Raw genomic sequence first — 12,767 nt, 5'->3', positions numbered from 1 at the left:
CTTCGGTTACCCTCGCAACGCCTTGCAGCCGCTCGCCCCTTTGGGGACGTTACAACGAACCTCTATGAACACGACACAAGATCTTTCGATCATTTCACTCGTTCTTAATGCGAGCTTGCTGGCACAGGCAGTCATGGGACTGCTCCTGTTGCTCTCCCTGATCTCCTGGACCTTCATCTTCCGCAAGTGGTTTGCGATCCGCCGCGCCCGCGCACAGACCGAGCGCTTCGAGCGCGACTTCTGGTCGGGCGGCGATCTGCAGGCGCTGTATCAGAGCGCGGCGAACAATCGTCATACGATCGGCGCGCTCGAGCGCATTTTCGAATCGGGCATGCGCGAATTCCTGAAGGCCAAGGAAAAGCGCCTGAACGATCCGAGCCTCGTGCTCGATGGCGCACGCCGCGCCATGCGCGCCGCGTTCCAGCGCGAGATGGATGCGCTCGAGGCGAACCTCTCGTTCCTCGCATCGGTGGGTTCGGTGAGCCCGTATATCGGTCTCTTCGGCACGGTCTGGGGGATCATGAATGCGTTCCGCGGTCTGGCGAACGTGCAGCAGGCGACGCTCGCGAACGTCGCGCCCGGCATTGCCGAAGCGCTGACGGCAACCGCAATCGGCCTGTTCGCCGCCATTCCGGCGGTGGTCGCGTACAACAGCTACGCGCACGACATCGACCGCCTCGCGATCCGCTTCGAAACTTTCATCGAAGAATTCTCGAACATCCTGCAGCGTCAGGCCCACTAAGCTTCAAAGGAGTCGAAGATGGCTGGCTCAGTTCGTTCGAGCATGCGCGGCAGCCGCTCGCGCCGCGCGATGGCCGACATCAACGTCGTGCCGTACATCGACGTGATGCTGGTGCTGCTCGTGATCTTCATGGTGACGGCGCCGCTCGTCGCGCCTTCGATCGTCAATCTGCCCACCGTGGGCGGGGCGTCGCAACAGCAGCAAACGCCGCCTGTCGTGGTGAACATTCGCCCGGACGGCAATCTGAGCGTACGCTATAAGGACGATTCCGGCGCCACCCAGCAGGAAGACATGACGCGTGCCGATCTCAACGGCTTTGTCGCCGACCGCGAGCAGAGCCATCCCGACCAGCCGGTCGTGATCGCCGCCGACAAGTCCGTCAAGTACGAGACGGTCATGAACGTGATGTCCGACCTGAAGGCGCGTGGTGTCAAACGTGTCGGACTGCTCGTCAAATCGCAATGACCCGCAAGAATTCCAGCTATCCGCTTCAGCCGCCGCGCGAACGGGGCACGCTGCGTGCTCTGCTGCTCGCGCTGCTGATGCACGTGCTGCTCGGATTCTTCCTGTACCACGGCATCCACTGGCAAAACAGCACGCCGGCAGGCGCGGAAGCCGAACTGTGGACCGACGTGCCCGATCTCTCGACGCCGCGTCCGGCGCCGCCGCCGCCCGCCCCCGTGGCGCCGGCCCCGCCGCCGCCGACGGAAGACGCCGACATTGCGCTGCAGCAGCAAAAGCGCAAGCAGGAGGAAGCCGCGCGCGAAGCCCAGCTCGCGCAGCAGCGCCTCTTGCAGCAACGCCTCCTGCAGCAGCAACAGGAAGCCGAGGCCAAACGCCAGCAGCAGCTTGCCGCCCAGCAGGCCGCGCAGCTCGCAGCCCAGCAGAAGGCAGCGAAGCTCAAGCAGCAGCAGGAACAGGAGCAGCGGGAGCAGCAGGCCGCGGCCGACAAGCTCAAGCAACAGCAGCTCGAAGCGCAGAAGAAGCAGCAACAGCTGGAGGACCAGCAAAAGCAGGCACAGCTGGACGCGCAGAAGAAGGCTGACGCCGACAAGGCAGCCAAAGCCAGGGCACAGGCCGAAGCCCAGGCGAAGAAGCTCGACGCCGAGCGCCGCGCGCGCATTGCCCAGATGCAGGGCAACATGGGCGGCGGCGACAGTTCGAGCGGCAACGGCCTTGCGAAGAGCGGCAACGGCAGCGGCGCGGGCGGCACGGCGGCATCGCCGGGCTACGCGGAAAAGGTGCAGCGCCGCGTGCGGCCGAACATCATCTGGGCGGGCGCGACCGAGGGCCTCGAAACGGTGGTGTCGGTGCGTTGCGCGCCGGACGGCGCCCTGCTTTCGTCGTCCGTCACGCGCAGCAGCGGCAACGCGCAGTGGGACGACGCCGCCTTGCGCGCCGTGCAACGCTCGGATCCGATGCCGCTCGATACGAACGGCAAGGCGCCGGCCAGCTTTACCATTACATTACGTCCGGCAGCAGGTTGAGGACGGCCCAGGGGCATGGGAACTCAGGCGTGCAGCAGCGGTGCCGCGGAACGATTCGAGCGTTTGCGGGTCTCTTTGCTGTTGCACGATGTTACAAAATTGCTTTTTCGGGAAACATCACAGCATGAGTCTGATGACGAAGCTTGGTCTGCGTACCCTCGTCGCGTCTTGCCTGATCGCGGCCGGCGGTGCGGCGCACGCGCAACTTAACGTCCTCGTGACCGGGGTGGGCTCGACCCAGTTTCCGATCGCGACGGCCAATTTTGCCAACGAGGCGAATTCGCCGGAGCAGGTCAGCGCCATCATCCGTGCGGATCTGGCGCGCAGCGGCAAGTTCACCAACATCGACGCGGGCAGCACGCCCGTTTCGGAAACCGATTCGGTGGATCTCGGCGCCTGGAAGGCCAAGGGTGCCAACGCCTTCGTGGGCGGCAGCGTGAACCGGCTCGCCAACGGCCAGTACGAAGTGCGCTTCAAGCTCTACGACACGGTCAAGGGCCAAAGCCTCGGCGGCCTCGTGCTCGTGAGCCCGGCAAGCGGCCTGCGCATGAGCGCGCACAAGGTTGCCGACTACATCTACAAGACCCTGCTGGGCGACCGCGGCGTGTTCGCGACGCGCCTGTCCTACGTCATCAAGACGGGCAACCGCTACCAGCTTCAGATTTCGGACTCCGACGGCCAGGATGCGCATATCGCGCTGTCGAGCCCCGAACCGATCATCTCGCCGGCCTGGTCGCCGGACGGGACCAAGGTCGCCTACGTTTCTTTCGAAAAGAAAAAGCCGATCGTCTACGTGCATGACCTGCCTACCGGCCGCCGCGTGATCGTCTCCGACCAGAAGGGCAACAATTCGGCGCCCGCCTGGTCGCCGGACGGCCGCACGCTCGCGGTCGCGCTGTCGCGCACGGGCAACACGCAGATCTTCGCCGTCAATGCCGACGGCAGCGGTCTGCGCCGCCTCTCGCAAGGCACGACGATCGACACCGAACCCACCTACTCTCCTGACGGCCAGTGGATTTACTTCACGAGCGATCGCGGCGGCCAGCCGCAGATCTACAAGATGCCGGCCCAGGGCGAAAATGCCGGCGCCGCACAGCGCGTGACGTTCACCGGCAACTACAACACGAGCCCGCGCGTGAGCCCGGATGGCAAGGAACTCGCGTACATCTCACGGACAGGCGGCGGATTTAAGCTGTACATTCAGGATCTGCAGTCCGGCGTCGCTACGGCGCTGACCGACACGACACATGACGAATCGCCCAGCTTCGCGGCGAACGGTCAGTACATTCTTTACGCCACTCAGGTGAACGGCCGTGGCGTGCTGGCTGCAGTATCGACCGACGGTCGGACGCGGCAAATCCTGTCCGTTCAGGGCGGCAGCGTACGCGAGCCGTCCTGGGGCCCTTTCATGCAATAACACTTCAGGAGAGTAAAAATGATGTCCAAAAAAGTCCGCCTGGCTCTGGCCGTCTTGATGATCGGTACGCTGGCAGCGTGCAAGTCTGGTGTCAAGGAAGAAAATCCGAATGCCAGCGGCGCAATGAACACGCAGCCGAACCCGAACGCGGTTGCCCAGGTAAGCGTGGATGAGCTGAACAATCCGAACAGCCCGCTCGCCAAGCGCAGCGTGTACTTCGACTTCGACAGCTACGCCGTCAAGGACGACTACCAGTCGCTGCTGCAGGCTCACGCCCAGTACCTGAAGACGCACCCGGAACGTCACGTCCTGATCCAGGGCAACACCGACGAGCGCGGTACGAGCGAGTACAACCTGGCGCTGGGCCAGAAGCGTGCTGAAGCTGTCCGCCGTGCCCTGTCGCTGATGGGCGTGCCGGATTCGCAGATGGAAGCTGTCAGCCTCGGTAAGGAAAAGCCGGTTGCGCTCGGCCACGACGAAGCATCGTGGGCGCAGAACCGCCGTGCTGACCTCGTGTATCAACAGTAATCGACGTATTTGAAGGGGCGTATGTCGCACCGTTTCTCCCCGCTGCGGGTAGCCGCAGCAGCCTGCCTTGCCGGCATCGCGCTCGTCTCGATGCCGGCCCACGCAGGCCTCTTCGACGACGATCAGGCGCGCCAGGCGATTCTCGACCTGCGGGCAAAGACGGACAGCCTCAATACCCAGCTGTCCGCTGCGCAACGCACGATCCTCGATCAGTCCAACAAGATCGACCAGCTGAACCAGCAGGTCGCGACCTTGCGCGGGCAGGACGAGGACATGGCGAATCAACTGGCCACCCTGCAGAAGCAACAGAAGGACTACTACACGGATCTGGATACGCGTCTGAAGAAGTTCGAGCCGCAACAGCAAACCGTGGATGGCGTGCAGGGCACCGTGCAGCCGGGTGAGACGGACGCGTTCAACGCCGCTTCGCAGCAGTTCCGCGACGGCGACTTCAAGGGCGCAGCCGCCTCGTTCCGCAGCTTCATCGCGAAGTTCCCGCAGAGTCCTTATCAGCCGACCGCGCAGTACTGGCTCGGCAACGCGCTGTATGCGCTGAAGGACTACAAGGGTTCCACCGCGACGTGGCAAAACGTGGTGAAGAACTACCCGCAGCATCCGCGGGCGCCTGAAGCGTTGCTCGCCATCGCGAACAATCAGATCGAGCAGGGGCAGAAGGCCGCGGCCAAACGCACCCTTGAGCAGATCGTTTCGCAGTACGGCAGTTCGGATGTCGCCCAGACGGCGCAGAGCAAGCTGTCACAGCTCAAGTAAGCGCCGCGGGATTCAAGTCGTCGTCGCGCATGCGGTTGCATGACGCAAGGCGCGCCTCTCGCATGTGAAAGGAAGGCCCGGGATACGGCGTATCCCGGGCCTTTGTTTTACCTTTTGCTTTTATCCTTTGCCGCCGAGACCTTAGGGTTGACGCCGATTGTGACATGCGGCTATAATCCCGCTTCTTTTGGGTCGTTAGCTCAGTTGGTAGAGCAGCGGACTTTTAATCCGTTGGTCACAGGTTCGAATCCCGTACGGCCTACCAAAGACATCTGCCTTCACGGGCAGGAAAATCAAGCACTTACGAGAAATCGTGGTGCTTTTTTTTCGTCTGTCGTACATGCTTCGGCGTCAAAAACTGGCCTTTGCCGGAAATCTGCCGGAACGGAACAATTCAGACCAAGCGAACTCAACCTCGCATGGGAATCTGGATGGCATACATCAGTCAACGCGGCGCCTGCTGGCGTGCCGAAGTCCGCAAGCGCGGGCACAAACCGATCTACCGTACGTTTGACACCAAACAGCAGGCTCGCGATTAGGCCCAGCGCGTCGAGGCCGAAATTTCCCTCAACATCTTTGTTGATCGTTCCGAAGCCGAGCGCACCACGTTGGGTGATGCACTGGACAGGTACGCCCGCGAGATCGTCCCGACCAAACGCTACCCGAAGCAAGAACTAACCCGCATTGCGTGCTGGAAGAAAAATGACCTCGCATGGCGACCGCTGGCGGCTCCGCGCGGTGTCGATTTTGCGAAATACCGCTTGGGTAGCCAATACGTCCGAGCGGCATCCCGCAGGTCGTCATGACCAATACGGGACTGCCATGATTGGCCGTCCTCGCGCAGTTCACCGTTCCGTTCGTCAAGGTGCCCCCCATCTCGATATCACAGAACGAAATGCGTGAGTTCGCCGTTCATCGCCGACACCTGGTCGTTCAGCGACGCGGTGGCGGCTGCGGATTCCTCGACGAGCGCCGTGTTCCGCTGGGTCGCGTCCTCGAGCTGGTGAACCATGGCCGCGATGTCGCCGACACGGCCGGCTTGGTCGCTCGACGCGTGATTGAACGCCTCGATCAACACCGCGACCGCCAGAATCTGTTTCGCCGTTGCCAGCATCGAATTGCTTGCATCGTGCACGAACACCGACCCTTCGCGAACGCAATCCCGGGTCGATTCGATCAACGCCTTGATCTCCCTAGCCGCCTGCGCGCTCCGTCCCGCGAGCACGCGAACCTTTGCGGCCACCACCGCGAACCCGCGGCCGTGTTCTCCAGCGCGGGCGGCCTCGACGGCGGCATTCAGCGCCAGGATATTCGTCTGGAACGCGATGCCGTCAATGACCGACGTGATATCGTTGATCCGTCCCGACGCTGCCTCGATTTCGCCCATCACCAATACGGCCTTCGATGCGATTTCGCCGCCCTTGCCCGCCATGGCCGACGCCTCCACTACGCGCTCGTCCACGGCCCGTGCGTCGTCCGCGAGCGCGGCCACCGTACGGTTGATGTCCTCGATCGACGCGAATGTTTCCTGCAATGCGCCCGTGGTCTGTTCGGTGCGCATGGAGAGATCGAGATTGCCGGCGGCGATTTTCCTGGAGGATTCACTGACCTCCGTGCTCGTCTGCCGGACTCGCAATAACATCGTCTGGATTCGCGAGACGAAGTCGTTGAACAGCGTCGCGATTCGCGTGACCTCGTCCGCGCCGACAATCGGCAGGCGCAGCGTGAGATCGCCCTGGCCGTGCCCGATCTGCTCCAAGGCATCACCGACCTCGGAAAATCGCCTGAATGGTCCCTTGAGCAGCAATGTCACGATGAGCGCCGAGAGCAGCGAAACGCCCACCGCCGCCAATGCGGAAACGCCGAGCAGGCTCGTCAGGCCGTTGCGCGCCTCGCGTTCGTCTAGCACGAGCACCAGTTGCCAGTCCGTCCCGGCGATCGACCGTACGAGGACCAGCACATCGCGTCCACCGATGCGCGCCCTCAAGGGCTGCGGCGCTGGACCAGCGCAGCGAGCCGCTCCTGGTCCAGCGCCGGATCGAGTTCGGTCGCGGCCTTGAGCATCAATTGCGGGTTCTCGTACGCCACGATCCGGTTCTGGCCGTCGACCAGTACGGCGTAGCTCGAAGGCGTCGGGTGAATGGATCGCACGTTGTCGACGACGGACGTCATGGCAACGTCGGCGGAGAGCACGCCCTGAAACTGGCCTTCACGGTAAAGCGGTGTCGGGAACGATACGACGATCTGATGGCTCGGGAACGATTCGTACGGCGACATCACAATCGCCTTGCCCGCCAAGGACGCGGCCCGATACCATGGCCGCACGGTCGGATCGATGTGCACGCCGGTTTCGTGCGCCTGCCGGATCGTCTTGTCGGAGTAGCCGGCGTAGATGTTGCGGAACCCGCCGGAATTCGTCATCAGCTGGAAATAGGGAACCGGGTCGGCGGACAGCGCGGTCGCCTGAAGCGATACGACGAGCGTCTGTTTCGATGCGAGCCAGTCTTCGATATTCTTCGCATCGCTCAATAAAAGCTACGCGAGGTGACGCGCCATCGAAGCGTCGTTGAAGCGGCTGGCAACGCCGTATGCAATGACCGCCGTGACGGCGGTCGCAGCCATGACCGTCGCAATGGCAATGAAGAGCACTTTTGCGCGGATCGTCGATAGCATTCAAGTCCCCATGGAATCCGAATCGTTTTCGGCGACATCGAGGGGCATTCGCATCGCGAATGCCGACATTCACCGGGCTCCATTTAAAAAAGAACAGGAATCGGCGCGCGACATATTTTTCTCACCAATGCTTATGCGGAAATTTATGTTCGGCGCCAAGGCGCGACTCATTCGTGCGAATCGTGCGTAGAGCGAATCGAAGTACCCGAGGCGAGTTCGTAAATCTTGTCGAGAATCGCTTCTGCGCACAGCTTCTGCAACGTCCGCACGTAGGGATTGGTACGCAGAAACAGCGCCTCGCCGAAATAGATGGGGATTTTCGGCACGGAAGACAGGCGCATGAACTTGAGGTCGATGTCGTCGCCGTCGACACACCAGCCCGGAATCACCGCGAAGCCGAGTCCTTCCTCGACGCAGCGTTTCACACTGGAACTACCGGATGTCGACACGACGACGCGCGGCTGCCGGCCCGCCACGTCGAGCAGGTCCATGGCGACGTTGCGCAGCAGTTGTCCGGGCTCGTAAGTCACCAGCGGCCTGTCGAGCGCCCAGCGCGGAATATCCTGCTCGCTCGACGGGCCTTCCCATCCGGCCGGAAAGACGAGCGCCGGTTCGTAACTGCAAATGACGTGCTGCGGCACAACGGGGTCACCGAAATAACGCTCGCTCATGCAGACATCGAGCTTTCCCTCGCGAATCAGATCGGAGAGCACGGTGTCGCGCTCGTAGCCAATTATCTCGACGTCCGGATACAACTCGCAGAATGCCTTCAGCACCGGCGGCAGCAGATAGTAGAAAATCGCCTGCGGCATACCGATGCGGATGATCGGGCGTTCCTTGTCGATCAGATTGCCCAGACGTTCGAGCATCACCTCGAATTCCGGTTCGAGCAGTTGAAACAGGCTGGTGCCGCGCGCGGTGAGCCGGATGGACTTCGCGCCGCGCTCGGCGATCACGAGGCGTTCGCCGACGAGCTGCTCCAGACGCCGGATATGGTTTGCCGCGGACTGATACGAAATATTCAGGGTCCGCGCGGCGGCGGAATAGGAGCCCTCCCGCGCCACGAGGAAAAACGTCTGGGTAAGGGTGAGGCTGACTTCTCGCATCGCGTCGTTCCGCAATCCGCTCAAGTATGGGATATGGATGGGAGCCGCATGCCATGCGGTGGCGTCCGTTGCGGCCGCTCACGCGCCCGGCGATCGCGATGCCGCGGAGAAGCGCGCGAGAAACGAACGCGTGGCCGCCTCGACAGGGTTGTCAATGACGACGCCCGGCGCTCCCTTTTCTACCACCAGGCCATCGCGCATGAATACTACCGCGTCAGAAACCTCGCGGGCAAATCCGATCTCGTGCGTGACGAGCACCATCGTCATGCCCGCTTCGGCCAGTTGTCGGATCACGGACAGCACCTCGCCCACCAGTTCCGGATCGAGCGCCGAAGTCGCCTCGTCGAGCAGCATGACCGCGGGTTCCATCGCGAGCGCCCTTGCGATCGCAACCCGTTGCTTCTGGCCGCCCGACAGGTTGTCCGGATAGCGGCTCGCGCGATCGGCGAGCCCGACGCGTTCGAGCAGTGCCATCGCCTTGTCGTGCGCGATGGCCTTCGGCTCCTTGCGCACGGTCACGAGGCCCTCCATGACGTTTTCCACGGCGTTCATATGCGGGAACAGGTTGAAGTGCTGGAAGACCATTCCCGTCGTCGCGCGAAACGCGCTCAACTGCGAGGAACGCACGCGGAGTTGGCCCGCGCCGAACGCAATCTCGCGTTCGCCGACGCGCACGCTGCCGGCGTCGGGAATCGTCAGCAGGTTAATGCAGCGCAATAGCGTCGATTTGCCCGAGCCCGAAGGACCGAGCAGCGTCGTCACGCTGCCTTTGCCGAGCGACAGCGAAATGTCCCGCAGTACGTGATGATCCCCGAATGACTTCTTCAGGTTCCTGATTTCGATTATCGTTTCAGACACAGTTGGATTCCTTCGGCCTCGCCGCGTGCGGCGGTCGGCCATGTAGACATCAGAAGGGGCGGCGGGGCTGGAGCCCGAGCACAAACCAGCGGATCAGCGTGACGACGTCGAAGACCGGCAAACCCGTCGCCGCATTGACGGCGGCGGCGAACGGCGGCATGTTCGTGCATTCGCAGAGAATCGCGCCGACTTCGGGGCGACGCTTCACGAGCAGGCAGGCTGCCCGCACCATTTCCGCTTTCAATACCGCGAAGTCGGGAGCGTCGTCGAGCCCCGAGTCGGAGAACACGCGCCGAAACAGGCTGTCCGCTGGCATGCCTTCGATCGGCGTCGACGGATCGACGCCGGCCGCGGCGAGATGCCTTGCGGTCAGCGCATCGGCATTGAACGTGAGAATGCCCACGCGGCGCCCGCGCGGCAGCATCGCTTCGACGAGCGGTGTCTGCAATAATGCGCTCGTCGCGACCGGCACCGGCAGCGCCTCGCTCAGTTCGCGCTGGAACAACGCGAGAAAGCCGCAGCTCGTCGTAATGCCGTGCACGCCGAGATCGACGAGTTCTCGAGCCGCTTCGATGAACGGTTCGAGCAGCCCCTCGCCCGCGCGATCGACGACGCGCTCCGGCGTCGCGCCACGCACGACCTTGAACTGCAACGGCACCGGCCACGTCCTGCCGTTGCCGATCTCGCCCGGAAAGCGCGGGAAACGCGTATCGAGCATCAATACGCCTAGCGTAAGGTCATGCACGACGGGACGCCGCAGTGACGGTGCGATAGACATGGCCTGCCTCCTTGCCGCGGCGGGCGTCAGCCGACGATGTCGCTGTGACGGTCCAGACATTGCAGCAAAGCCGTCTCCGACTTCGCGGCGAGTCTGGCCAGCGGCAGGCGCACGTCGGGCGACATGAGCCCGGAGGCCGCCAGTGCCGCCTTGACGGGAACCGGATTGCTCTCGATGAAAAGATGCTTCACGAGGTCGAACACGCGGTCGTGCAGCCGCAGCGCCTCTGTCAGGTCTCCCTGGCGCCACGCCGAGTACATTTCCAGCAACTCGTGCGGAATCAGGTTCGATGCGACGCTCGTCAGGCCATCGGCGCCGAGCGCGTAGAACGGCAAAGCGAGCGCGTCGTCGCCGCAGTGTATGACGAACGATTTGCCGCACGCGAGGCGCAGCTCGGTCACGCGCTCGACGCGCCCGCCGGCCTCCTTGATGCCCACGATGTTCGAATGTGCCGCCGCGAGCCGGGCCGCCGTATCGGCCGCGAGTTCGACGCCGGTGCGGCCAGGCACGCTGTAAAGGATGACCGGCTTCGACACGGCCGATGCAACAGCGGAGAAATGCTCGAAGAGTCCCTCTTGCGTGGGCTTGTTGTAGTAAGGCGTGACGACCAGCAAGCCGTCCGCGCCGATCTCGACGGCGCGCCGCGCCTTCGAGATCGCCACGGCTGTGTCGTTGGCCCCCGCGCCCGCGAGGACGAACGCGCGGCCGCGTGCGCGTTCGACCGCGATACGGATCACGGTTGCGGTTTCCGCATCGGTCAGCGTGGCGGCTTCGCCGGTCGTGCCGACGGGAACGATCCCGTGCACACCGAGGTCGAGTTGGCGCTGCACGTGACGATCGAACGCGTCGACGTCTACTTCACCATGCTTGAAGGGGGTGACGAGCGCGGTGAACACACCGCTCAGCGTCGCTTTCCAGTCTGGCTTGTCCATTCATTCACTCCGGATGTGGCGGCGTAGCCGCCTTGATGGCTTGCGCGGGCCGTCTGCCTCGCACTCAGGTCGATGTTGCCTGTTCGCACAGATCAGTCGATCACGACTTTCAATTCGCTCATTTCGCGCAGCGTCACGTGAACGCCTTCGCGCCCGAGACCGCTCGACTTCACGCCGCCGAACGGCACGTTTTCCGCGCGGAAGTCAGGCCCTTCGTTGATCATCACGCCGCCCACGCGCAGTTCGCGAGCGACGCGCCGCACGAGCCCGTGATCGTTCGTGAAGACGCCCGCCTGCAGACCGTACGGACTGTCGTTGATCTCGCCGATCACCTCGTCGATTGAATCGAATGGACGCACGGCAATCACCGGGCCGAACGTCTCCGTGCGGACGAGATCGGTATCGGCGGATACGGTATCGAGCAGCGTCGGTGCGAACAGCGTCGCGTTGCGCGTTCCGCCGACAAGGCACTTCGCGCCGTCGTCAATCGCGCGGCGCACGCGGCGCTCGACCTCGGCCGCCGCCGCTTCGTCGATCAGCGTGCCCATGTCGGTCTCCACATTCGACGGGTCTCCGAAGCGCACGGCGAGCACGCGCGATTCGAGCAGTTCGAGCATGGCGGGACGAATGGCGCTGTGCAGATACAGCTTCTTCACCGCCGCGCAGCTTTGCCCCGCGATTTCGAAGCGATGTCCGATCGCCGTATCCGCCGCGCGTTCGAGGTCCGCATCCGGCATCACGACGAGCGGATCGTTGCAGCCCAGCTCCATCAGACAGCGCACGAGCCCCGCCGCATTTTTCAGCGCGAGGCCCGCCGTGGGACCGCCCGTGAAGCTCAGCAGGTCGATGTCGCTACGCGCGAGCATCATCGCGACGTCCGCGCCGCCGTGCAGCACCTGGAACAACCCATCCGGCAAGCCCGCTTCGCGTGCAAGCTCGCCGAGCATCTGCGCGGCAAGCGGCGCCTTGGGCGAGGGCTTCGCGATGACAGCGTTGCCGGCCGCCAGTGCCGGGCCGAGTTTGTGACACAGCAGGTTCAGCGGATAGTTGAACGGCGTGATAGCCGCGACGACGCCGGCTGGCTCATAGGTGAGCGTCGCCTGTTTGTCTGGCGAGCCGGGCACCACCGCGCACGCCAGCACCTCGCCATGCAGCACGGTGCCTGCCTCGGCGGAAAGCCGCAGCGTGTTCTGCGCGCGTCGGACTTCGTTGCGCGCCTCGCGAATGGTCTTACCCATTTCGCTGGAAATGGTCCGCGCGAATTCATCCGCGTGGCGGCTCACCTGATCGGCGAGCGAGAACAGCAGTGCCTTGCGTTCGGCTGGCGTCGAATGGCGGTACGCCTTCCATGCGCGCCGCGCGCGCGTGACCGCGTCGGCGATGTCCTCGGGTGTCGCGGCGGTCAGTCTGCCGACGACCACCTGGTTGAAGGGATTGCTGATGTCGAATCCGGAAATGTTCATGATGATTGGCTC

At 63.4% G+C, this 12,767-nt stretch carries 14 protein-coding genes and 1 tRNA gene; 8 read left to right on the top strand and 7 right to left on the bottom strand.

The annotated features are described in order from the left end of the window. Nucleotides 1-64: 64 nt before the first annotated feature. From tolQ to BFE01S_RS13075, 7 genes are all read left to right on the top strand, one after another. Nucleotides 65-742 carry a protein TolQ gene (gene tolQ, locus BFE01S_RS13105; RefSeq protein WP_028225898.1) on the top strand — a complete coding sequence of 226 codons (678 nt, stop codon included), beginning with the start codon at nt 65-67 and terminating at the stop codon, nt 740-742. Between the two features lie 18 nt (nt 743-760). Next, on the top strand, nt 761-1,207 hold the full coding sequence (gene tolR, locus BFE01S_RS13100) for a protein TolR (RefSeq protein ID WP_028225897.1): 447 nt from the start codon (nt 761-763) through the stop codon (nt 1,205-1,207). Further along, complete coding sequence (tolA, locus tag BFE01S_RS13095) at nt 1,204-2,229, top strand: cell envelope integrity protein TolA (protein ID WP_028225896.1); 1,026 nt, start codon at nt 1,204-1,206, stop codon at nt 2,227-2,229. The genes tolR and tolA overlap by 4 nt, the downstream gene beginning before the upstream one ends. 124 nt (nt 2,230-2,353) lie before the next feature. Then, on the top strand, nt 2,354-3,646 hold the full coding sequence (gene tolB / locus BFE01S_RS13090; protein ID WP_028225895.1) for a Tol-Pal system beta propeller repeat protein TolB: 1,293 nt from the start codon (nt 2,354-2,356) through the stop codon (nt 3,644-3,646). Nucleotides 3,647-3,664: 18 nt separating this feature from the next. After that, nucleotides 3,665-4,174 (top strand): peptidoglycan-associated lipoprotein Pal, encoded by a 510-nt coding sequence (gene pal / locus BFE01S_RS13085; protein ID WP_028225894.1) that lies wholly within the window; start codon nt 3,665-3,667, stop codon nt 4,172-4,174. Nucleotides 4,175-4,195: 21 nt separating this feature from the next. After that, nucleotides 4,196-4,945, top strand: coding sequence for a tol-pal system protein YbgF (gene ybgF / locus BFE01S_RS13080; RefSeq protein ID WP_028225893.1), 750 nt, complete (start codon nt 4,196-4,198; stop codon nt 4,943-4,945). A 189-nt stretch (nt 4,946-5,134) separates the two neighbouring features. Beyond that, nucleotides 5,135-5,210 (top strand) — tRNA-Lys (locus BFE01S_RS13075). Between the two features lie 618 nt (nt 5,211-5,828). Here the strand turns inward: BFE01S_RS13075 and BFE01S_RS42985 are convergent. Then, entirely contained in the window at nt 5,829-6,788 is a 960-nt protein-coding gene (locus tag BFE01S_RS42985) for a methyl-accepting chemotaxis protein (RefSeq protein ID WP_245621100.1), read from the bottom strand. 140 nt (nt 6,789-6,928) lie between these two features. Further along, on the bottom strand, nt 6,929-7,474 hold the full coding sequence (locus BFE01S_RS42980) for a cache domain-containing protein (protein WP_084169798.1): 546 nt from the start codon (nt 7,472-7,474) through the stop codon (nt 6,929-6,931). A 37-nt stretch (nt 7,475-7,511) separates the two neighbouring features. On the opposite strand from BFE01S_RS42980, the gene BFE01S_RS44250 reads away from it, so the two are divergent. Then, the gene (locus tag BFE01S_RS44250; protein ID WP_156966999.1) at nt 7,512-7,808 is read left to right on the top strand and encodes a hypothetical protein; all 297 of its coding nucleotides are present in this window, start codon (nt 7,512-7,514) and stop codon (nt 7,806-7,808) included. On the opposite strand, the gene BFE01S_RS38485 is transcribed toward BFE01S_RS44250, so the two are convergent. From BFE01S_RS38485 to BFE01S_RS13045, 5 genes are all read right to left on the bottom strand, one after another. After that, a complete protein-coding gene (locus BFE01S_RS38485) occupies nt 7,786-8,724 on the bottom strand; it encodes a LysR family transcriptional regulator (RefSeq protein ID WP_042337643.1) in 939 nt (312 codons plus the stop codon). The two genes, BFE01S_RS44250 and BFE01S_RS38485, sit on opposite strands and share 23 nt — an antisense overlap. A gap of 78 nt (nt 8,725-8,802) precedes the next feature. Continuing rightward, nucleotides 8,803-9,624 carry an amino acid ABC transporter ATP-binding protein gene (locus tag BFE01S_RS13060; RefSeq protein WP_042337608.1) on the bottom strand — a complete coding sequence of 274 codons (822 nt, stop codon included), beginning with the start codon at nt 9,622-9,624 and terminating at the stop codon, nt 8,803-8,805. A gap of 7 nt (nt 9,625-9,631) precedes the next feature. Next, nucleotides 9,632-10,360 (bottom strand): aspartate/glutamate racemase family protein, encoded by a 729-nt coding sequence (locus BFE01S_RS13055; RefSeq protein WP_028225891.1) that lies wholly within the window; start codon nt 10,358-10,360, stop codon nt 9,632-9,634. 26 nt (nt 10,361-10,386) lie between these two features. Beyond that, complete coding sequence (gene dapA / locus BFE01S_RS13050; RefSeq protein ID WP_028225890.1) at nt 10,387-11,292, bottom strand: 4-hydroxy-tetrahydrodipicolinate synthase; 906 nt, start codon at nt 11,290-11,292, stop codon at nt 10,387-10,389. 92 nt (nt 11,293-11,384) lie between these two features. Continuing rightward, a complete protein-coding gene (locus BFE01S_RS13045) occupies nt 11,385-12,755 on the bottom strand; it encodes an aldehyde dehydrogenase family protein (RefSeq protein WP_042337607.1) in 1,371 nt (456 codons plus the stop codon). Nucleotides 12,756-12,767 lie beyond the last annotated feature (12 nt).

It is taken from the genome of Paraburkholderia ferrariae NBRC 106233 (assembly GCF_000685035.1).
In the GTDB taxonomy this organism is placed as follows: Bacteria; Pseudomonadota; Gammaproteobacteria; order Burkholderiales; family Burkholderiaceae; genus Paraburkholderia; species Paraburkholderia ferrariae.
Note: the sequence above shows the minus strand (reverse complement) of the source record. Positions and strands in the feature narration are given on the sequence as shown.